Here is a 21,152-nt window from a genome sequence, read left to right on the forward strand (position 1 = left end):
CGCGGAGAAAAAAGTATATGATGATCACCTCATGGCATGAATTTGCTTTTGACTGCACCTCTCTGCTGCTGCTCATAGCTTATCATGGATGGCTTTTTGTGAAAGTACGGCGCAAGCCATTGCAAACAGCTATCGGTATTACCAATCATGCACGACACATGTGGGTCCAGTTGGTCATGCAGGGGAAACGTGATATTCTTGCGGTCCAGACCATGCGCAACCAGGTCATGTCGGCGTCGTTCATGGCCTCAACAGCCATTCTTTTAAGCCTTGGCGCTTTGAATTCAGCTTTTCGTTCAGATATGTTCAGCGAGATCACCCATACCCTCAACATGTATGGAGCACGAACCGAGGAGTTATGGATGTTCAAGCTGATGCTCCTGGGTATTCTCTTCTTTCTGACTTTTTTCAATTTTTCCCTGGCCATTCGCTATTATAATCATGCCTCTTACATGATTAACACCGGATCATCTGAGGACAATGCCTGTTCTGTCCCCGCTGTCACCCAAGTCCTTAATCGAGGCGCCCTTCATTACACCTTTGGCATGCGGGGATTTTACCTCTCAGCCCCTCTGACCCTCTGGCTTTTTGGCCCAGAGTGGATGTTTACCGGGTTTTTTTGTTTGATTGTGGTCCTCTATCGATTGGACGGTGAGGCATAATGCCCCCGCGGTTATTGCTTCAGCAGAGATAAAAAAGTGGGACGGTTCCTTCATATTGTGTAAAAGAGAAGGCTTTTCAAATTTTTTAAAACAGATCCAAGAGTAACTCAATTGTCCATCAGCTGTTCAATGGACAGGTACGGAAGTAGAGGTTTTTTTTATGCAGGTGTTTTATTTTATCTTTGAGGTTGAACCACAGGTCGGAAATCCTAAGAGTGCCCATGCATCCAGGGCTGTCGCCCATCTTTGGGTACCGGCGACTAATCTGGACTCCGCTAGAGAGAGCGCAAAGGGATATCTTGCCGATGAACTCTGGCAACTCAATGAAGAAAAGGCAGGCAAGGCCCTCTCGAAGCAAGAGGTAGATGAGCTGAAAGGGGATGAACTGATTAAATATCAGGCCGCACAGACCGAGGGGATTCAAGAAATTCTGTACTATTGGCACCGATCGGAGTAGGCCTGTGCCGTTGTTTCACGCTGCCCCAAGATATGAGCAGCTAGAGGATATGTAAATGGCCAAATACATACAAAATAAAGCCCCGGCAGTGGTTTTTGAAAATGGGGAGGTCCTCTTTGCCTTTCGGGAAGGAAAATTGTCTATAAAAGATGAGATGGTCTCCAGAAATGAATGTTTACTCCACAAAAAGCTTATACAATACGGAGCAATATGCGTGGAGGGAGACCCAACCCAAAAGGGTTGAAAACTTGTCTGCCTTGTTTTGATCAAACTCGCCTACGATGTGCTCGCTGAAGAATGTAAAACTCTGTAGGCTCTCACCCCACACTACCCTTGTGTTCATAAAATCCTCCTGAATCCGTAAACGTTGAGTCATCTGCACTCGTTATTGCGGATTCAGGTGTATATCACCTTTATACTGATCAGTATCTCTCTATACGACATTTTCTGTGTATCTTCCCTGTAGCTTTTGACCGCATTTGATGATGGTAAAAGTTCCATATCAAATATTAATTACAAAATAGAAAAACAAATTATCATTTGAATATGTAATTTATAAATATTAACATAATTATATCTAATCATACCGTGTTACGAAATTGTTATTGAGAATGTTTCACCTCATGTTTCCACGGAGTTTGTCGTCAAAATACAGAACGATTATTTTCAGGCTTGTTTACAACAGGAGGAAGCAATGCTCGGAGATGGCGGCCGAACATTGTTCAATAAAGCGGTAGTGAGCTTTATTTTATGTGAATTTCATCCAGGGAGGAGTGTAATGAAACATGCAATACGAGTTGTTCTTGCAATGGTCTTTTTGCTTTCAGTCGTTGCAACGGTTCAGGCGTCCCCAACGGTTCGAGCGGTACTCAAAGCTGAGCCAGCCTCGTATTCCGGCTCATGTCCAGCGAAGATTACCTTTAAGGGCACAATTATGAGTTCAAAGGCGGGGCGGGTTCAATACAAATTTATTCGTAGCGATAACGCCAATGCTCCGGTGCAAACACTTGTGTTTGACAAGCCTGGACGTAAGGCGGTCAGTACAACCTGGCAACTTGGTGGCCCAAACCTTCCTCAGTATGCTGGCTGGGAGGCAATTCAGATTATTTATCCGCAGCAGGCGACCTCAAACAAGGCAATGTTTAAAGTCCAGTGCGCAGATGCCGCCACGGAGAAAAAACCCGATCTTGGCATGTATGGGTTCCTTAAAATCGGCAAACACAAAAAAGAAGTCCGCTGGAGCGGGACCATCACCCTAACTCCCGATGATGCCCTGCTTATTTCTAACGGCAAGCCAGCTTTCGACCTCTACTATGGCTATCGAGAGTACCAGAATGTCGCCGTTGCCGGACCTTTTAAAAATAAAATTTATTTCAACAATACACTCGTCAGCCAGCAGACCAATCTCTCCACAGGCCCAAAAGAGATTAAGCAGGTACATACCCAGGCCTACATTGGACCGAATTCGGGAAAATTACAGTTCAAAATTGACGCCGATAACGAGGTAGCCGAATCTCGGGAAGACAACAACTCCCACTTTTATGTCAATGTACGGTTCAAAGGTTTTGATCAGGTTAGTAAAAAACCGGATCTGGTTGTAGACGACATTTACCTCTCTAGAGCATGCACTGTGGTAGCCAAGGTTCGTAATGCAGGGAACGGACAGGTACCGGACAGCGTTTGGACTGTGCATAAACCTGATAGTAGCGCCCTTTACCTGAGTGTGAATGGAAAAGGATGGGGAGGCTCAACTATATGGAAGTTCGACCCGGCTAAGAAAATGATGAACCCTGGCGGCGTTGCGTTGTATCAAAGCAAATTGAAAATTTCCAAAGGCTCTGTGGTCTCTGCCCAAATCGATCACACCAACAAAGTTGCAGAAAGCAGTGAAAAGAACAATACCAAAACCGTGAAACTCGTGTGTCCGTAAGGTAGGTCAGCAAGTACCCAGTCCGTAGGTACACTCGATGTAGAGGGGCAGCTTTTTATGAGTTGCCCTTTTTTTGTGCCAAAATTTTACCTGGGAAGGTATTTTCCCAGGGCTCCATATAAAGGGCATCTTGAATAATTGCTTTTTCTGCCAATTTCGTGGAGTCTGTTGGCGCGGAGAGTTGTCCTTAACTTTAGGGTGTCTTGAATAATTAGATTTTTCAATCAAGGCCAAGGATTGCGCAAAATTTTACCGCAGGCATATATATGATATTCCGAGGATAAAATTTTAAGCGTGACGCAGGGATTGGAAGAAAAAGCAATTATTCAAGATTCTCTTTAACTCTGAAGAACAAACAAAGAAGGAAAAATATGGAAGGATTTATAGTCACATTCTTCACCCAGCAAAAGCGGGAGCAGGATGGTGTCTCGGTTGCCAGCTGGATTGTAGAAACTGCAAAGCAACTTGGTATTCGTGGGGCCACACTCCTGGAGGCTCGCGTAGGCTTTGGTCATGATGGCCGTTTTCATTCTGAGAGTATTTTTGACCTGGAAGATCCCCCCATGCAAGTGGTGTTGGTCCTCACTGCGGATGAATGCCAACGTCTTTTTGCGGCAATTAAAAAGAAACAACTCTCGGTTTTTTATACCAAAACTGCCACAGAATTTGGTTTGACCTCAGAGCAGAATTAAAAAAATCCAGAATACCTTCCTCGGAAGGTTTTTTACTTTATTTCGAGATTATTATGATTGGTCCTTTTATAAACGGCGCGGCCATCTTGGTTGGAAGCGTTACCGGCGCACTGCTTGGCCCGAGACTTAATGCAAACCTCAAATCCCGCATGCCCATGGTCTTTGGCTGCGCCTCCATGGGGCTTGGTGTGGCTATGATAGTCAAAGTTAAATTTCTCGCACCAGTGGTCCTGGCTCTTGTCGTCGGTTCGATTATTGGAGAGCTCGTTCAACTGGAGATTGTTTTTCAGAATGCAGCGGTTCGTTCCAAAAAAATAATCGAAAAATTTACAAAACCCGCAAACGAGATAAGCCAAGAGGAATTTTTAGACAAGTTCGTCGCCCTTTTGGTCCTTTTTTGCATGTCCGGTACAGGTGTGTATGGAGCGATGAATGAAGGCATGACCGGAGATCCGACCTTACTCATAGTCAAAGCAATTCTGGATTTTTTCACTGCGCCAATTTTTGCTTCGACCATGGGGATAACCGTCGGTGTGTTGGCGTTTCCCCAGTTTGCAGTACAGGCCTTGCTGTTTTTTGGGGCCAGCTTAATCATGCCACTGACCACGCCCGATATGCTTGCCGATTTTTCCGCCTGCGGTGGTCTGATAATGCTCGCCACCGGTTTTCGCATTTGCAGCATTAAACAGTTTCCCGTGGCGAATATGCTCCCGGCTTTGCTGCTGGTGATGCCGCTTTCCTGGCTCTGGGCCTCGTATCTTGGATGATGCTTTCGAAGGATCTGAGTATTGCGCGGGGCCACATGCTCTATCATAATTAAGATGCGAGGATCCTAGGAGTGTTGGTCCGTTTCCGTTTTGTTCATTGGGCATGAATAATGGCATTCCGGCCTAATTCTTTTGCACTATAGAGGCCGTTGTCGACTCGTGAAATGAAGGATTCCATCTTTTCGTTGGATGTAAATTGAGCATAACCAAAGCTGGCGGTTACGGATTTTTCTATACCGAAATCATACGCCTCTATCGTCCGCCGAAGTTTCTCGACAAGTTGGCCTCCCCCTGAGGCAGAAGTATCCGGCAGAATGATCAAAAATTCTTCTCCGCCCCACCGGCCAAAATGGTCGTTATGGCGGATACCATCGGTGATGAGCGCTGCGATTTTTTGCAGAACTTCATCCCCTGTGAGATGACCATATGTATCGTTTATGGATTTAAAATGATCTATATCCAAGAGCGCCAGGGTTAAGGGGGCGTCGATCAGCTTGGAGCGTTCGATTTCCGCCTTCAGTCGTTGTTCTATTGATCGCCTGTTGAGGACCTGGGTCAGGTGATCAACAGTCGAGTAGTGGTTGAGTTTCTCATTGAGCGCTTTGAGCCGTTTGGCATACATCCGCAGTGAAATATGACGCCATGTCAAAAAAAGAAGAAAAAGCGCCACAGCAACGCCAATCCTGATGAGCAGTGTCCGATCAACGAACTGTTTTTCAACTTCAATATCCAGCCATTTTTTATACAACCCGACTTTCTCCCTCTCTGTGAGTGAGGCCACTCCCTTGTCGAGAATAGAGTACAGGGGGGGCTCCCCCTTGCGGACCCCCATTTTCATGCTGTTCTCCTGCGGTACCGTGCCGACGATCTTGATATTCTCCAGGGCCATGGTCTCTATGATATTGACCACGGCAGGCAGACTGTCGATAGTGGCGAAGGCCTTGTGCTCACTCACCAGTTTGAGAGCTGTGCGAGTGTTTTCCACTTCTATAATATTGATCTCCGGGTGGTGGGTACGAACGAATTCCGTGATAAAGTAATGGGCTTGCAAGGCCAGAGTTTTTCCATAGAGCTCAAAATAATCACCGATAAAAGACGAATCTTTACGAGTAGCGATGACCGTGGCGAAATCAAAGTAGGGACGGGTGAAATCAAGAAAGCCCTGTGACTCTTTGGTCTTATTCATCAGGGGGATGATGTCACAGCCCTTTTTTTTAATAGTGGCGAGACTGTCTTTCCAGTTATTGGTGGGAATAAGTTTCAGGGAAAGATCAAGGCGCTCAGCGATTGTCTTGATCAGGTCGGAGGATAATCCGCTGTGCTTACCGGAACCATCAATAAAATCAAGCGGTGGCCAGGAAGGGTCCACGCATATTTTGAGGAGCTTGTGTTCGTGCAAATACCTTTTTTCCGGGACAGTGAGGTTGATCACGTTTCTTTCATAAAATTTGCTGGCCTTTAATAGCCATTTTTGGCGAATTTTATTGAGTTCGTCACCGGAAATTTCATTGAGCCCCTTTTGAATAATCGAGTGAACCAGCGGCAAAGTAGAACGTACTCCGATTCTGAGATCGGAGATAAAGGGTTTTTCAGTTACCAGGAACGCCATGCTGATGCCTGGCATAACCCGCTGGGAGAGGATGTAGTTTGTTACCCCGATCTCTTCCATAAACCCGTCGGCCTTACCTGTATTGACTGCATCAATACATGCCAGTATATCCCGCACCGGAAGGATATGAATCTTGGGATGATACTGGGGCAGAGTAATCTCAAGATCAAAGCCTGCGGGAATGGCAATGGTTTTTCCATCAAGGTCGTCTAATCCATGGTAAAGCCCCTTGTTTTTTTCGTGAACATACACTCCTGAAAGGCTTTTTACATAGGATGAGGTGAAGCCAAAGAGTGGGCGTCGTTCAGGCAGATCGACAATGTTGAGCATAACGTCGAGTTGGGCGTCTTTTATCATGGCGACAAATTCCGTCCAACTTGGACCACTGACATATTTGATGCGCAACCCGGTAATATTTGCAATGCGGTTCATCACATCAATGCTTATTCCCTGGGGCATTCCGTTTTCATAAAAATTAAAAGGAGGCCAGTCCGTTTCATTATGCACGCGGATGGGGGCATGGGTAGCTATGAATTGCCGCTCTTGAGCTGTTAACTCCAATCCGTATAATTGGCCTGCGCTGCTCAGGTAAAAGAGAACAGAAAGCAGAATACAACAGAGCCGTTTTCCTGGTGTTGTCAGTGAAGGGATCATCTGCCGGGGTGTGGAAATGAGCCTACGGAAGCCGGGCACGATGGGAAACCGGGGAAAAAGTGGAACAAGGGGGCTTGGGATGAATATACTCATTTGCCTAAACTCTGAATCCGTGACAGCGTGTGAGGGGGAAAGCTTATGTAGAAAGTCAATTCTGCCGTTAATCCTGAGAGATTACAAGGTGTACCTCTCTCTTTTTCTTTTGATAATTTTTCTGTAAGGTGCTTAGGTGACAGAAATCATTGGAAGAAAAAAGAGTTCCGGGAGGAGCGTATGCATATCTGGGTCGATGCCGATGCATGTCCTAAGGCCATCAAAGAAATCCTTTTTCGTGTTGCAGAGCGGGAAAGTATTTTTTTGACCCTGGTGGCAAATCAGCCGCTGGCGACACCTCGACTAAAAAATATTAATTCATTACGGGTGCCTGCTGGTTTTGATGGAGCAGATAATGAGATTGTTCAACGGCTGCAGCCCGGCGATTTGGTCGTTACCGCAGATATACCGTTGGCCGCACAGGTCATAGCCAAGGCGGGGTTTGCCCTGAACCCCAGAGGAGAGTTGTATACAGAAGCCAATATTGCCGAGCGACTCAATATGCGGGATTTTATGGAGGGGTTACGTGCAACCGGTATTGAAACAGGAGGGCCGTCCCAATTCGGTCCTAAAGACAAACAAAATTTTGCCAACCAACTCGACCGCTTTTTATCGCTGCACTATCGTCGAGCAAAAGGATAGGATGCTGTGAGCGGTACATATATTCGATATCTCAAAGAGATGGGGCCAGCATGGATAATCAGTGCCGTTGCCTGTGGCCCGGCAACCCTGGCCAGTGTGTCCATCGCCGGGGCAACATATGGCTACAGATTGCTTTGGGTCGTACTGCTCAGTGCCGTTTTCGGGACCACGGCGCAGTATCTTGCGGCCCGTTTGGGGATTCTTGAAGGGCAGGGCATAATAGCGGCGACAGAGCAGCATATGGGAAAGACCTGGGCCTGGATCCTGACCATCGATGGACTGCTTGCCACCTGGCTTGCAGCCATGGTCCTGATGAATGCCCTTGTCGGGGTTACCGGCCTGATCACGGGAATTGAAAGTCCCTTCTGGGGGGTAGGCTATGGTCTGGTTGTTGGTCTTTTCCTGGTGTGGAAGGGGTACCGCAAATTTGAAACACTGTGTAAAGTTCTGGTGTTGTTCGTTGTGCTTTGTTTTATCGTCACCCTGTTCATGGCTGAGCTATCCCCCCCTGACATTGGCAAGGGGCTGGTACCTCATTTTTCAGGAGGAATCGATGCCGCGCTGATGATGGCCGCGATCATGGGCGGTGCCGTTCATATTACCATTATCGGCATGCATACCTATACCACCAATGCCAGAGGCTGGAAGACGGATGATCTGGCATTGGCCCGTTTTGATACCGTATCGTCCATGGGGTTCGCCTTCGGCCTCTACAGTGTTGCAATTTTTTTGGTGGCCGCTGCAGTGCTTCATCCTCATGGAATAACGATACGAAAGGCAAGCGACGCTGCGCTTGCCCTACAGCCTCTGTTGGGTGATAAGGCCATGCACATCTTTATGGCAGGTCTTTGGGGCGCGACCCTGTCCACACTCTCTCCCACCTTTATGGCCGGTGCCTATTTTCTTGCCGATAAGATGGGCTGGGAGCGTAATGTTGGAGATAAAGGCTTTGCCTTGGCAGTTTTTGCAGGCTGCCTGGTCAGTATGTTCGGCCCGTTTCTCAAGGGCAGTTTTTTTCTGCTTCTGCCGCTTATGCTTGCATTGGGACTGACGGGCACCCCTCTGATCATCGCCCTGATACTCTATTTGCTCAATCGCCCGGACAGTGCGCAGCGAAATTCATTCTTTCTCAACTGCATGGGAGGACTCACCTTGTTGGTCACCAGCTTTCTTGCCGTCCGTTTTTTGTTGACGCGTTTGGTCCTTTTTTGACGGCCATCCGCCTGTAGCCTTGACTCGGGCTTCTTGCATTTCAGGGCAGCAGAATGGAACTTCCGGTGGTTTTTCTGGCTTCAAGATCCCGATGTGCAGTCGCTGCATCTTTGAGAGCATATTTTTGGAGAATCTGCATCGTGACCACTCCGGAACCCACCACTTCAAAAAGATCCCGGGCATGCGCCAGAAGATCGTCTCTGTTTGCCGTGTAATGCATCAGGCTGGGGCGGGTGAGGAAGAGTGAGCCTTTGGCCCCTAAAAAGCCAATATCGATCGGTTCAACAGGCCCTGAAGATTGGCCGAAACTTACCATGGTCCCCAGGGGGCGAAGGCAATCCAGAGATTTCTTGAAGGTCGCCTGGCCCACGGAATCATAGACCACGTCGACGCCCTGTCCTTTGGTTATTTCCTTTACAGCGAGTGCGAAATCCTCCTGCTGATACAGGATCGTATGATGGCAACCATGTTTTTGGGCACGGGTGGCTTTTTCTTCGTTGCCGACTGTTCCGATAATGGTCGCCCCGAGATGGTTGGCCCATTGGCAGAGAATGGAGCCAACGCCTCCTGCGGCGGCATGGACTAAAATTGTACTCCCCGGCCCAACCGGGTAACACCCTTTGAGCAGGTAACGTGCGGTCATTCCCTGCAGCATCATGCCTGCTGCATCCTGGGTTGAAATCGTATCCGGCAGGGGGACAAGCCTATGGGCCGGAATACAACGCACCTCAGCATAGGCCCCCGGAGGAACGCCTGCATAGGCAACCCGGTCACCTTTCTTAAATTCGGTGACCCCCTCGCCAATCACGTCGACCACCCCCGCCCCTTCAAGGCCTATGATTGCTGGAAGTTCCGCTAGTGGGTAGAGTCCGGTCCGGTGATAGATATCGATAAAATTGAGTCCGACAGCCTCGTGAATGATCCTGACCTCACCAATCCCCGGCATGCCAGGGGCGTGTTGTTCCCAAGTGAGTACTTCCGGTCCGCCAGTTTGATGTATCGTGATCGCATAACTCATAGTCTGACCTCATCGAGATAAGAGGGTTCAAGCTTCTTTGAAAGGGGAGAGCTTTAAAGTGCGCTGTCAGCAGCGAACTGTGCCCTCAACTTGGAAAAATACTATAAGCATGAGTTAGGACCGTGCTACGATGCTTCTCCGCCCTGATCAGGTTGGGCCAGACTGGTTGTTGAGGTGTTCCAGGTGCCGTCAAGACAAAGTATGGGGTTTTTCGATCGATTTAAGCTGATTTTTCTGGGGGATTTGTATAAGTGCCGACATCATAGTCTCTGGCAAAAGGAACCCTCGGTATCTGGCCCCCCTCTGTTCATAGATCATAGGAGACGGTATGAAGGTTTTAGAAACTCAAATTCAAATAATGGCATCCAAAGAGAACGTATGGGATGTATTGACAGATTTTGAAAAATTTTCTGAGTGGAACCCTTTCATGAGATATGTTAAAGGGCGTCCCCAGAAAGGGGACAGAATCATGGTATGTCTTTCATTTGCCACCGGAAAGGAGTGAAATTCAAGCCTGTTATACAATCAGTGAATGCTAATGAAGAGTTGAGCTGGTTGGGGCACTTCCTCTTTCCTGGTCTGTTTGCTGGTGAACATCTGTTTCAGCTTAAAGACGATAAATAGGGAATTTGTTTTATGCAAAAGAGGCCCTTCAGGGGAATCCTTGTTCCTCTGTTGTGGAGAAATCTCAAATTTTTCTAATTCGATGATATGAAACACTTTTTATCTCGTGTTGCAGGACTATGAAACTTAAGGAATTATTGGAACATTTTAACCGAGGCCTGCCTGTACGCGAAGGGGACGATGCTCATCAGCTTTTGGTGGCATACAGTAACGAGGCAATGCGACTCACTGCAGAACTCAATGGCGCCTATCACACGCCCGAAGAGGTGCGGAAAATATTCTCCACCCTGACGGGAAAAGAGGTCGATGCCAGCTTTACTTTATTTCCCCCTTTTTACGCAGATTTTGGAAAAAATATCACCGTCGGTAAAACCGTCTTTATTAATGCCGGCTGCAAATTTCAGGATCAGGGCGGTATTTTCATAGGTGATGGGAGCCTCATTGGGCATAACGTGGTGATGGCTACGGTCAATCACGGTTTGAGTAAAGAAAAAAGACATTGGAATTATGTTGCCCCTATAACGGTAGGGAAAAACGTCTGGATTGGTTCAAACGTGACCATTCTTCAGGGGGTAACAATTGGAGACGATGCCGTTGTCGCGGCAGGAGCCGTGGTAACTACTGATGTTGCCTCAGGAACAGTTGTAGGTGGGGTGCCCGCAAAATTTATTAAAAGAATAGAAACAGAAGGGAATGGATCGCGTTAATTGCTGACACGGCAACCCGAGTTGCGCAATAGCCTCATTGAAGGCAGATATCCCTCAAAACAGAACACCTTCCCGTCTATGTACACGAAAGACGAGAAGGTGTTTTGCTTTTGGAGTGGGGTCATTGTAGCAGACGTATCCGGTGCCATAAACCCGAGCCACCTTTTTGTCGGATTATCCGAAATAAATGACATTGACGAGGTTGGCCAAAAGCCAGAGACTGATGACGTAGGGAAAGTTATTCACAAGAATCGAGCGTGGGGCGATTTGGTAGCGGCTGCTGAGAATAAGGCCGACCCCGGAGAGTGGGCTGCTGCCGGTTGAAACTGCCCAACTGGTAAGAAACAGAAAACCGAGCCGAGAGTGATCAGGGTGCATAGGCAACAACAGCGGACTGATGACAGAAATCCCTACCAGTGGGTGTACCCCAATCAGTCCAAGCCCGATGAGCAGTGCAGAGACCAGGGCAAAGGTGGAATGGGTGAACGTCTCGCCCCCAAAAGTAAAGATTTCAGGGGCAACCTGAATGACAGAGGTCATGCCGATGGAGAAGAGGCCGGCCGCAAGAAACAAGACGAACTGGCTGACTGTTGCTGTGATTCGAGTGCTGATAAACTCGTGCAGATGTTGGAGGCGGGGCCTCGGCCGCATAAAGAGAATCGCAGCGGGAGGGGAAACAAGACAGATGATCATGATCATGCTCAGATGGGGAAACAGAGCATGACCACTGATGACCGCCAGGGCAAGGAGAATGGGCACCGTCAGGCTTTCCCTACGTACCGGGTAGCCTGTGAAGGTGAGCTTGCGGATGTAACCGACCTCGATAATTGAATAGGATAGAGCAAGGCCAGACATCAATAAACCGGGCAGGAGGATGCGGTGGTAGTGCATTTCCGGGGCATAGGTCAGGGCCACCCCGGCGGCGATGAAAAAGGGCGACCACCAGGCCGCCGCACAAAAAGAACGGGCGAGAAGAATGGACTGCCCTTTACTGAGGGAATGGTTACGTGCCAGGCGGTCTCCAAAGACAAAAAGAATGGAAAGATTTATGACCGCACCAAGGAGGTTCGTACCGACTGCGGTGGTCAGCATGGCCTTTTTCCCCTGGGGGAGAGTGTCATCCTGGTCAGGAGGGTTGGTCAACGCAAGAAAGGAGACGGCTATAAACATTGGCAGGAGCTGAAGATTTTGGGTAGAAATTTTTTCAATCCCCAGAAAAACACCATGCCAGGCTGCAAAGAGTAATGCGATAAAACCACCGATTCCCAGAAGAAAAGCTTGCCTGCGCGAACTGGCTGGCAGTCTGCCCCACTCGATAAGGACCACCGACCAGGAGAGAATGACAACGACGAAGAAAAGCGGTGGGATGAGCTGACTGAGCAGAAAAAAGAATAAGGTGGCCAGGATAAGCCAGCCGGTATAGCGTCGTAAGCAGGAAAACAAAAACATAGAGAGAAGGGAACAGGGAGGGGGGGATCAGGCAAAAGAGAAAAAAAGAAGCCTGATCTGATAATTTATTTCGTTTCTCTGCTCCTTATCGCGCTCCAGGCAAAAACGCATCTTTTTTCTCATGAAGCTCTGCTTTTTAGCCAGAAGCGTTTTTTTTATGAGGAGATTAAGACGCTTAGGGGTAAGGTGAAGTATGGAATGAAGCAATGTGGCCTATTCAATGACGAACCAAGACAGAGAGTAGCCTATATGTCCGATAAAGAAAAATCAGCAAACGCCCCTCAAACACCTGCAGAATCCCCCCCTGTCCCTCCAAAAAAATTGTTTGACGTCGCCTTTTACCACGACTGGTGCAAGGCCTGCGGTATCTGCATGGCTTTTTGTCCGAAACAAATCATTCGCCCGGACAAAACAGGTAAACCGGTGGTGGACGAACCGGATAACTGTATTGGCTGTCGGTTCTGCGAGATGCACTGCCCAGATTTTGCCATAACCGTCTGCCCACGTCAGCCCAAAAGGAGGAAGGATGATGTCTGATACCAACAAACGTCAGCTCCTGCAAGGCAATGAGGCCGTGGCGCATGGTGCTCTTGCCGCTGGTTGCCGCTTTTTTGCCGGTTATCCAATTACTCCGGCCTCCGAGATATCCGAGGTGTTGGCCTCATGGATGCCCAAGGTTGGAGGCACCTTTGTCCAGATGGAAGATGAAATTGCAAGTATGGGGGCTATTATCGGGGCATCTCTGGCCGGGGTGAAGTCCATGACGGCCACCTCAGGCCCAGGATTTGCCTTAATGCAGGAAAATTTGGGATATGCATGCTGTGCAGAGGTACCCTGTGTGGTGGTCAATGTCATGCGGGGCGGGCCCTCTACCGGCCTGCCGACCAGTCCTGCTCAGGGAGATGTACAGATGGCCCGATGGGGAACACACGGCGATCACCCCATAGTTGTGCTTGCCGTTTCCAGCGTGAGCGATTCGTATACTCTGACCGTCAAGGCTTTTAACATCAGTGAGCAATACCGTGTACCGGTTATTCTGCTCTCCGATGAGGTGGTGGCGCATACCAGAGAATGTGTTCAGCTGCCTGATCCCTACGAGTTGCGTATTATCAACCGGCTCAAACCCAGTGTTCCCCCCGACTGGTACCAGCCCTACGAGGGGGACAACCGGGGAGTACCCGCCATGGCTGCCTTTGGTGATGGGTACCGCCATCATGTCACCGGATTGGTTCATGATGTTCAGGGATTCCCCACGGAAAAACCCAGTGAGATCGAAACGTTTCAACAACGTATCACCCAGAAAATCACCCGTGGTTTTGCACAGATCATGATGAGTAAGGGGCACCGTATCAATGATGCAGAGGTCTGTATTATTGCCTATGGTTCTGTGGCACGTTCAGCCATGCGTGCGGTTGATGAGGCCAGAGATCAGGGCATTAAAGCAGGGCTTTTGCAGCTCATAACCCTCTTTCCCTTTCCACGCAGCCATGTTGTGCCCATATTGAAACAGTGCAGGGCGGTCTTGGTACCGGAAATGAATAACGGCCAGATCAGCCGTGAGGTTCAACGGGTGAATCAGGGGGATTGTACCATGGTCAAGCATAACCGTATTGATGGCCAGTTTATTACCCCGGATGAACTCTATACCCAGTTGCTTAAACTTTAGGGAGGGGATATGAGTGTTTCAGCGCAGGCAATCCGCCATGAATACCTCCGCCATAACAAGAAGTTTCCCCATGTCTGGTGCCCTGGTTGCGGCAACGGCATCGTCATGGCCGCCCTTTTACGGGCGATTTACAGGTCGCAAATGAGCAAGGATGACATCGTTCTCGCCTCCGGTATAGGTTGTTCCGGGCGTATGCCCACCTATCTGGATTTCAACACCCTCCACTCAACCCACGGTCGGGCCCTGACCTTTGCCACGGGGGTGAAGCTGGCCAAACCCAGCCTGCAGGTGGTGACCATCATGGGCGATGGCGATGCCACCGCCATTGGCGGCAACCATTTTATCCATGCGGCCAGACGGAACCTCGATCTCACAGCGATCATCATCAACAACCAGATTTACGGCATGACCGGTGGGCAGTATTCCCCCACCACTCCCTTTGGGGCACGCTCGACCACTTCGGTTTATGGGCATATCGAACACGCCTTTTCCATTGCCGAGCTGGCCGTCACGGCAGGAGCCTCCTTTGTGGCCAGGTCGACGGTGTATCATGCACAGCTTTTGGATAAGCTCATTGAACAGGCCATGGCCAAGCCGGGGTTTGCGGTCGTCGAGGTCCTGTCCAACTGTCATATTCAGTACGGGCGACGCAATAAGCTGGGGGGGGCAGTGGATATGCTGCAGAGCTTCAAAGACAATTCCGTCACGGTCAACCAGGCCAAAAACCTCACGCCCGAGGAGCTGGACGGTAAGACAACTATCGGCGTCCTGGCAGATAGAGAGCTGCCTATTTCAACCGAGGAGTATGATCGTATTCGCCAAAGGGCAGGGGAGGTGTAAAGCATGCCGAAAGAGAGGAAACAACGCTATGAGATGCGCTTTTCCGGATCCGGTGGCCAGGGGTTGATCACTGCTGCTGTCGTTTTTGCCGAGGCGGTCGGTGTCCATGACGGCAAGTATGTCTGCCAGACCCAGAGTTACGGCCCCGAAGCCCGTGGAGGAAAATCAAAGGCTGAACTGGTCGTCAGTGACACTGCCATCGATTACCCCAAGGCTCGACAGCTGGATCTACTTTTGACCATGAATCAGGCAGCCTGTGATGCCTATTATCGTGATCTCAAGCCGGAAGGGCTGTTGGTTATTGACAGTTCGCTGGTTGAGCAGTATCCCACCAACAGGGTTATTGCTATCCCTTTCACCCAGATAGCCAAAGAAGAATTGGGGAAGGAGATGGTTGCCAATATGGTGGCTCTGGGCGCAGTGGGCCTGCTTTCCGGACAGGTGATCAGTAACAGTCTGGAAAAAGCGCTCTTGTCCCGTGTGCCTGCAGGAACAGAAGAGCTGAATAAAAAGGCCTTGCATCGAGGGATGGATGAGGCCGCTAAAATCAACCTGGACGCGTTACCGCGCACCATACTTCACGATGACGAGGTGTAACCATGAAAGTTGTCGCCTTTAACGGCAGTGCCCGCAAAAACGGCAATACGGCCATGATGATTAACTATATGTTTGAGGAGCTTCATAAAGAGGATATTGAAACCGAGCTGGTCCAGCTGTCCGGTGAACATCCCCATGGTTGTATTGCCTGCTATCAGTGCTTCAAAAAGAAGAATGGCCGCTGCATTGTCGATGTCGACTGTATAAACAGCTGTGTGGAGAAAATGACCGAGGCCGATGGCATTGTCCTCGCTTCACCGACCTACTTTGCCGACATTTCCACCGAGATGAAGGCGCTTATCGATCGTTGTGGTATGGTTTCTCGGGCCAACGGAGACCTCTATAAACGAAAGGTAGGGGCTGCTATTGTCACCCAGCGTCGCGGGGGCGGTATTCATGCCTTTGATTCCATGAATCATTTCTTCACCATCGGCCAGATGATCATTGTCGGCTCAAGCTATTGGAATATCGGCTTTGGTCGTGAAAAGGGGGAAGTTAAAAATGATACAGAGGCTGTGACCGTAATGCGTGATCTTGGCAAAAATATGGGCTGGTTGCTGAAGAAAATTAACGGATGATAAACGGAGAAAAAAGAAGGCAACCTCCTGATTTGTTAAAAAATAATTTGACCGATGTCCCAGAACATCCTATAAAATGACAAGACGGTTGGAGAGTTGCCTCTTCCCTCGTTTTATGGGGATGTTCCCGGATTTTAAGTAAGCGATCCCCGGGGGCTGGCCCTGGAGTGTGATCGGACGGATTACGCGTACGCCTCGTGGCACAATCCCGCGGTGATCGCTTATAGTTTCAGTGATAACCGATGTTTTGAGATAGTTCCGCCATCGGTTACGCGCTTTTGTTTTACACAGGAGAAGAGACGATGCTGGCTATCTGCGAGGAATGTTCAAAAAAATACAACATTGACGAGTCCAAGATGAAGGGCCAACGAGCCCGTTTCTCATGCCAGGAGTGTGGTCATATCATTGTGGTCGTCAAGAGTGGCAATCCTGCTGATACCAAGAAAGAAGAGCCGTTGGCAACGAAGGAAGCTCAGAAATAAGTTGCGTCGTCTCTGCAATGCCGGATGTGTATGCAAAATCATTCTTTAACACGGCAAGGATCATGATGGATCAACAGTCATGTTAATTCCCCGGGAACAACCTTATCTGGAGGGATTAAACAGCTATTACCTCCATCTCGATAAATTTATTGAACACCTGCAGGGGGATATCGGCTCTGGTGCTGTGCACTGCGTTTCCTCCAGTCGAGAATTACTGATTTTTTTCAATGAAGAGGAAGTACTGAGCACCGTACTCAAAGAAGAGGACGGGAAACTCAGTGCAATTGGCTCCTTTGAAATTGTCCGCAGTCATTTCTACTCAAACAGCTTCACGGTCAAGGTTTTTCTGCTTGATGAGAATGCCATCTACTACTGGGCGCAGATGCCTCCTTTTCAACGAGCAAAGGCTAAACTCCGGTCCACGGAGATTCCTTTGCCAGATCTTATTTTTCGCCTTCGGACCAAGGAGTTTTCAGGCTTTATAGAGGTGCAGCTGAACAAGAAGCCTGAGGGAGGTGTTCTCTTTTTCCACGAGGGAGACCGAATCGGTGGCTCTTATTCCTGGGGCAGTGGTGGCATGAGTACAGCCAATGAGGATTACAATAGACTGCTGAGCCGGGTGCAATCCGGCGAGGGGATGTTTACTTTTGGAAGTTTTGTTAAAGAGGAGAGTCCTTGAGAAAGTAGGGGGCATCTTGAATAATTGCTTTTTCTGCCAATCCCGGCGTCATGCTTAAAATTTTATCCTCGGAATATCAATTATATGCCTGCGGTAAAATTTTGCGCAATCCTTGGCCTTGATTGAAAAATCTAATTATTCAAGACACCCTAGGGATGATAGATTCAGCTCATGTGACATGTGACAAATAGAATGAACAGAGTAGAGGTGTTATGCAATTTTTAGAACCAGTTGGAATGGTTAAAGATATTCATATTCCAGAGGGGGTCTGTGCCAAAGCAATCTCCTTTGACATAGAAGAAGGCAAGTTACGCAATCTTCACTTTACTGGTGGATGTCAGGGGAACCTCAGCGCAATTTCAGTATTACTTGAAGGTATGCCGGTCGAAGAAGTTATTTCCAAGGTCAGAGGCATTACCTGTGGCAATAAAGGCACATCCTGTACCGATCAACTTGCTCAAATTCTTGAAAAGCAACTTTCCCTTCCTTGAGTAACGCGCTAACTCACTTCCAAGATGACAGACATTGATACCCGAGCCTTCGGAACTCGGGGTTATTGTATAAAAAAATCCTCAATCAAAACCACCGCAGGTCCCTGACTAGGGATGCTTGAATTACTCCGCATACCAGAGAAAATGATTGACTCGATTGCAACTGTCATCATCTCTTCTTTGAGTCCTCCCCCCTCCACATCCCATTCTTAAATCACCTGTAGTTTGAAAGAATCACCCAACTTCAGGGAGTTTTTTCTGCGCATATTTTCCGTTGTCTATCAACTTTCTTCTTTCTCCCCATCCTTTGCTAGTCTTTGCACACTCTTTTTAACAATTCGCTAAAAAACATTTAACGCAACGGTAACTCTAACCTTTTGATTTTATAAGATTTTCCTGACTGAAATCAAATGCTCTCCTATTGAATACCTGCAGAATTACTAACAATCGCACCGTTTAATTAACAACCGTTAATCAGCATTTAGCTGAAAATTTATAGGTAGTTGACACACCCAAATGGAGGCGGTCTGGAAACCGTTTACTGCTTGTATCGAGGTGCCTGTCCTACACACAGTATTCAAAAGAGAATTGGAGAGAGAAATGAAGAAAGTATTATGTGCATTGGCTGTTGCGTCCATTGCAGCGCCAATTGTTTCGGCTCAGGCTATGACCTTGTATGAAAAGGATGGCCTGAAATACAAGATGAAGGGTGATTGGCAGATTCAGCTTCGTCAGAAGGCCGGTGAAGACAAGGATCTCGATGTAGAATACGATGACCTTGAAATCAAGAATAACATTACCTATGATTTGGGCAACGGCCTGAGAGCCATCGGTGAGCTGGATTTTGGATTTAAAAAGGCTGCCGACGAATCAGACGACGATGAGCGTGGGCACCTTGAGGAGGCCTATCTCGGGTTTGGCTACGAAAACTTTGAATTCGTTTTTGGTAAAACCGATAGCGCGACCGATGAATTCGGTATTGAGGGTGCCATTGAATCACCCCTAAAAGACGATGTTTTTGATAAGGAAAAGGTCGATGAGGGGGACGACCTGCTCAAGGTCAGCGCTGAATTTGCCGATATGGTTACCGTCATCGTTTCTCACGAGCTTGATGCTGAGAGCAGTGACAGTTCTGAAAATGGTGGGTTCACCGATATTTTTGCAAGCGTTGAGTTTTCCGGCTGCACCATTGGGGCTGCGTACTCCTCTTTCGACACCAATGTAGTTGGCGAGGACAGACTTGACCTCTATGGTGTAAGTATTGCCTATGACGCGAAAGTTGTCGAGGTTGGTGCTGATTACAGTGTGGTCGATGATCCCAATAAATATGATTATGATTTCTTAAATATTTATGTCGGGGTACCTGTTAAGTCCTTTAAAATTGGCGCAGGTTTTCAACAGATTGACTACGATACCGATGCAAAGGAAGATGTTTCCGCTTGGTACGCCAATGTCACTTATAAATTTCCGGCACACAAAAACGTGAGCGTTTTTGCTGAAATTCAAGACACCGATGAAGATAATTCCGATATGGGATATCTCGTAGGCGCACGCATTAAATTCTAAGAGTTCGCTTCTCTGTTATAAATTGACTGCCTGTCTCCTGAAACCGTTACGGCGGGTGCAACTGAACAATACATGAATTTGCAAAAATACGTTGTCTTATTAAAAAGATGCGTTGTTCAGTGACCACTCGCCGTCACGGATTCGGGTGTCTGTTCTGGCAGGCAGTCAATCTCATCCAGCTTTTTTTCTATCCTTCCCCGTACAATCCCTTTTATCCCCCCACTCCTCGATCACCCCGGTGAATACTGCGTGAAGGTGACTTCTCATTAGACCTCCTATCAAAAAATGGAAAGAGGTGAGATGAAGAAGGTTCAACGTGTCGAGACAATAATAGGGAATCTCGAATAATTGCTTTTTTTTCCAATCTCGCGGAGTCTGGCGCTTACCTGACCTTGATTGAAAAATTTAATTTTCCAAGACTCCCAATACATTGATAGTAACCGCTTACAGTTTCGATAATACGAGTTCTTTCAGGGGGCCCCCCCTGATCGCTTGCCATTGATATGGGGAGCTCTAAAAAGCAGAAATGCTTTAGAGCTCCCTCTGGTGGAGAATCTATAAATGGGGAATAGGGGAGAGACTTTGTCTATCTCAACAGGATGTTAGCTATCTGGGGACAAGCAAATATTTATTCTTTAATCCATCTCTTGAACTTATCCCGGGTGGCGTCATCAGCCTGCATATACCAGTATTTCAACATGTCATCAGCCATATTTGGTTGTGCCCCTTGGGGAGCCATGTCCTTGCCATGAACTTGCGGCATAGTGTGACGGGACATGGAAGACGAGGCTCCTTGGGAGAAGCCTTGTGAAGTGTAGGCAGGCATGGCAGCTGGAGAATTGGTCCGGTTAAATGCTGCAAGTTCGGTCTCGTAATCCCGCAAAAGCTGAAAACCTTCTTTTTCGAGTTTGTCGACGGCGATCTCTATTTTTTTGCCAGAGAGGGAGGTTACGGCAATATTTGGTTCTTGATTGAATTGTCTGATACTCTGTCCACTTCTGATTCGAGGGATGGTCATTTTAAGTGCTTGATCGGCAGCGCTAAATTTCACCACAAAAACATCAGAATATTCCATGTCTGCATCCATGTGTTTGCCAACATCTTTGATTACCCTCACAGCAAGTTGATTCATACCGTTTTGCAAAGATACTTTGTTTGTAAAATTTGTTGCCTTACCGTTAACGGCGAGAACTGTCATAGTTCTGGGAAGCTCCATAGAGACAGAGGCCCATGCAGGAGAACCAACACATAAAAGAGCAGCGGACAGGAAACCAATAAACAACTTCATAACGAGTTTTTCCTTAAAAAAAGGGTTTGGGCCTCACGCGGTATGCTTCAATGTGAGCAACGCACCGGGATGCCTGTGACGATAGTAATGACCTCTATACGAATTCATTTGCTTGCCAACACTACACTCTGACAAGAAAAACATGTTCCGGTATCAGTCCCGATTTGGTAACTACGGGATAACTAATCGACGGTAAATTATAATTGTATTTCACCCATATTTTTAAAGGATTAGGAAAGAGTTATAACTCTGTGCGGCACGAATGACACGTCACCGAACCAGTGCAGCAAGCCATGTTTACAACCACCAAACGGATATGAGCAGAAACCGTTGGCCTGAGGAATACTTTTTGCCGGCCAATATTGTCTTCTTGCGTTATTTTTAGTGTGCTTTGCATACCTTGGGCAGTTGTTCCCGCTGTCGGCAACATAACTTGCCAATAAAAAAAG

General features: G+C 48.0%; 23 protein-coding genes. 19 read left to right on the forward strand and 4 right to left on the reverse strand.

All coding sequences use genetic code 11. The annotated features are described in order from the left end of the window. The first annotated feature begins 17 nt into the window (after positions 1-17). The 6 genes from JWJ90_RS05905 (at position 18) to JWJ90_RS05930 (ending at position 4,508) form a co-directional block, all read left to right on the forward strand. Positions 18-662 carry a DUF599 domain-containing protein gene (locus JWJ90_RS05905; RefSeq protein WP_205226277.1) on the forward strand — a complete coding sequence of 215 codons (645 nt, stop codon included), beginning with the start codon at positions 18-20 and terminating at the stop codon, positions 660-662. Positions 663-822: 160 nt separating this feature from the next. Further along, positions 823-1,119, forward strand: a complete 297-nt coding sequence (locus tag JWJ90_RS05910) for a hypothetical protein (protein WP_205226278.1) — start codon at positions 823-825, stop codon at positions 1,117-1,119. A gap of 55 nt (positions 1,120-1,174) precedes the next feature. Then, positions 1,175-1,363: a hypothetical protein gene (locus JWJ90_RS05915; RefSeq protein WP_205226279.1), complete on the forward strand. Its 189-nt coding sequence runs from the start codon at positions 1,175-1,177 to the stop codon at positions 1,361-1,363. Positions 1,364-1,897: 534 nt separating this feature from the next. After that, positions 1,898-3,049 (forward strand): CARDB domain-containing protein, encoded by a 1,152-nt coding sequence (locus JWJ90_RS05920; protein WP_205226280.1) that lies wholly within the window; start codon positions 1,898-1,900, stop codon positions 3,047-3,049. Positions 3,050-3,420: 371 nt separating this feature from the next. Continuing rightward, positions 3,421-3,741, forward strand: coding sequence for a DUF190 domain-containing protein (locus JWJ90_RS05925; RefSeq protein WP_205226281.1), 321 nt, complete (start codon positions 3,421-3,423; stop codon positions 3,739-3,741). A gap of 50 nt (positions 3,742-3,791) precedes the next feature. Beyond that, entirely contained in the window at positions 3,792-4,508 is a 717-nt protein-coding gene (locus JWJ90_RS05930) for a DUF554 domain-containing protein (RefSeq protein ID WP_205226385.1), read from the forward strand. Between the two features lie 94 nt (positions 4,509-4,602). Here the strand turns inward: JWJ90_RS05930 and JWJ90_RS05935 are convergent, their stop codons facing one another. Beyond that, on the reverse strand, positions 4,603-6,864 hold the full coding sequence (locus JWJ90_RS05935) for a transporter substrate-binding domain-containing diguanylate cyclase (RefSeq protein ID WP_205226282.1): 2,262 nt from the start codon (positions 6,862-6,864) through the stop codon (positions 4,603-4,605). 180 nt (positions 6,865-7,044) lie between these two features. Here JWJ90_RS05935 and JWJ90_RS05940 point away from each other — a divergent pair, with 180 nt between their 5' ends. Then, entirely contained in the window at positions 7,045-7,506 is a 462-nt protein-coding gene (locus JWJ90_RS05940; RefSeq protein ID WP_205226283.1) for a YaiI/YqxD family protein, read from the forward strand. Between the two features lie 6 nt (positions 7,507-7,512). Beyond that, positions 7,513-8,718, forward strand: coding sequence for a divalent metal cation transporter (locus tag JWJ90_RS05945; RefSeq protein WP_205226284.1), 1,206 nt, complete (start codon positions 7,513-7,515; stop codon positions 8,716-8,718). A gap of 40 nt (positions 8,719-8,758) precedes the next feature. Here the strand turns inward: JWJ90_RS05945 and JWJ90_RS05950 are convergent, their stop codons facing one another. Further along, a complete protein-coding gene (locus tag JWJ90_RS05950; RefSeq protein ID WP_205226285.1) occupies positions 8,759-9,736 on the reverse strand; it encodes a quinone oxidoreductase family protein in 978 nt (325 codons plus the stop codon). Between the two features lie 328 nt (positions 9,737-10,064). Between JWJ90_RS05950 and JWJ90_RS05955 the strand changes: the two genes are divergently transcribed. Further along, positions 10,065-10,241 carry an SRPBCC family protein gene (locus JWJ90_RS05955; protein WP_205226286.1) on the forward strand — a complete coding sequence of 59 codons (177 nt, stop codon included), beginning with the start codon at positions 10,065-10,067 and terminating at the stop codon, positions 10,239-10,241. 238 nt (positions 10,242-10,479) lie between these two features. Further along, the gene (locus JWJ90_RS05960; RefSeq protein WP_205226287.1) at positions 10,480-11,067 is read left to right on the forward strand and encodes a DapH/DapD/GlmU-related protein; all 588 of its coding nucleotides are present in this window, start codon (positions 10,480-10,482) and stop codon (positions 11,065-11,067) included. A 174-nt stretch (positions 11,068-11,241) separates the two neighbouring features. Here JWJ90_RS05960 and JWJ90_RS05965 read toward each other — a convergent pair whose 3' ends face one another. Continuing rightward, positions 11,242-12,516, reverse strand: coding sequence for a hypothetical protein (locus JWJ90_RS05965; RefSeq protein ID WP_205226288.1), 1,275 nt, complete (start codon positions 12,514-12,516; stop codon positions 11,242-11,244). 249 nt (positions 12,517-12,765) lie between these two features. Here JWJ90_RS05965 and JWJ90_RS05970 point away from each other — a divergent pair, with 249 nt between their 5' ends. The 9 genes from JWJ90_RS05970 (at position 12,766) to JWJ90_RS06010 (ending at position 19,415) form a co-directional block, all read left to right on the forward strand. After that, positions 12,766-13,053, forward strand: a complete 288-nt coding sequence (locus tag JWJ90_RS05970) for a 4Fe-4S dicluster domain-containing protein (protein ID WP_205226289.1) — start codon at positions 12,766-12,768, stop codon at positions 13,051-13,053. After that, positions 13,043-14,182 (forward strand): 2-oxoacid:acceptor oxidoreductase subunit alpha, encoded by a 1,140-nt coding sequence (locus tag JWJ90_RS05975; protein ID WP_240194776.1) that lies wholly within the window; start codon positions 13,043-13,045, stop codon positions 14,180-14,182. The genes JWJ90_RS05970 and JWJ90_RS05975 overlap by 11 nt, the downstream gene beginning before the upstream one ends. Positions 14,183-14,191: 9 nt before the next feature. Then, a complete protein-coding gene (locus JWJ90_RS05980) occupies positions 14,192-15,022 on the forward strand; it encodes a 2-oxoacid:ferredoxin oxidoreductase subunit beta (protein ID WP_205226290.1) in 831 nt (276 codons plus the stop codon). A gap of 3 nt (positions 15,023-15,025) precedes the next feature. Then, on the forward strand, positions 15,026-15,619 hold the full coding sequence (locus JWJ90_RS05985) for a 2-oxoacid:acceptor oxidoreductase family protein (protein ID WP_205226291.1): 594 nt from the start codon (positions 15,026-15,028) through the stop codon (positions 15,617-15,619). Between the two features lie 2 nt (positions 15,620-15,621). Beyond that, positions 15,622-16,197: a flavodoxin family protein gene (locus tag JWJ90_RS05990; protein ID WP_205226292.1), complete on the forward strand. Its 576-nt coding sequence runs from the start codon at positions 15,622-15,624 to the stop codon at positions 16,195-16,197. Positions 16,198-16,499: 302 nt separating this feature from the next. After that, entirely contained in the window at positions 16,500-16,679 is a 180-nt protein-coding gene (locus tag JWJ90_RS05995; RefSeq protein WP_205226293.1) for a zinc-ribbon domain-containing protein, read from the forward strand. A gap of 79 nt (positions 16,680-16,758) precedes the next feature. Then, on the forward strand, positions 16,759-17,358 hold the full coding sequence (locus JWJ90_RS06000) for a hypothetical protein (RefSeq protein ID WP_205226294.1): 600 nt from the start codon (positions 16,759-16,761) through the stop codon (positions 17,356-17,358). A gap of 212 nt (positions 17,359-17,570) precedes the next feature. Further along, entirely contained in the window at positions 17,571-17,849 is a 279-nt protein-coding gene (locus JWJ90_RS06005; RefSeq protein WP_240194777.1) for a TIGR03905 family TSCPD domain-containing protein, read from the forward strand. A 516-nt stretch (positions 17,850-18,365) separates the two neighbouring features. Continuing rightward, positions 18,366-19,415, forward strand: coding sequence for a porin (locus JWJ90_RS06010; protein WP_205226295.1), 1,050 nt, complete (start codon positions 18,366-18,368; stop codon positions 19,413-19,415). A 628-nt stretch (positions 19,416-20,043) separates the two neighbouring features. Here JWJ90_RS06010 and JWJ90_RS06015 read toward each other — a convergent pair. After that, positions 20,044-20,703 (reverse strand): YccT family protein, encoded by a 660-nt coding sequence (locus JWJ90_RS06015; RefSeq protein ID WP_205226296.1) that lies wholly within the window; start codon positions 20,701-20,703, stop codon positions 20,044-20,046. Positions 20,704-21,152 lie beyond the last annotated feature (449 nt).

The sequence above is a fragment of the Desulfobulbus rhabdoformis genome, from assembly GCF_016919065.1.
GTDB classification, from domain to species: Bacteria; Desulfobacterota; Desulfobulbia; order Desulfobulbales; family Desulfobulbaceae; genus Desulfobulbus; species Desulfobulbus rhabdoformis.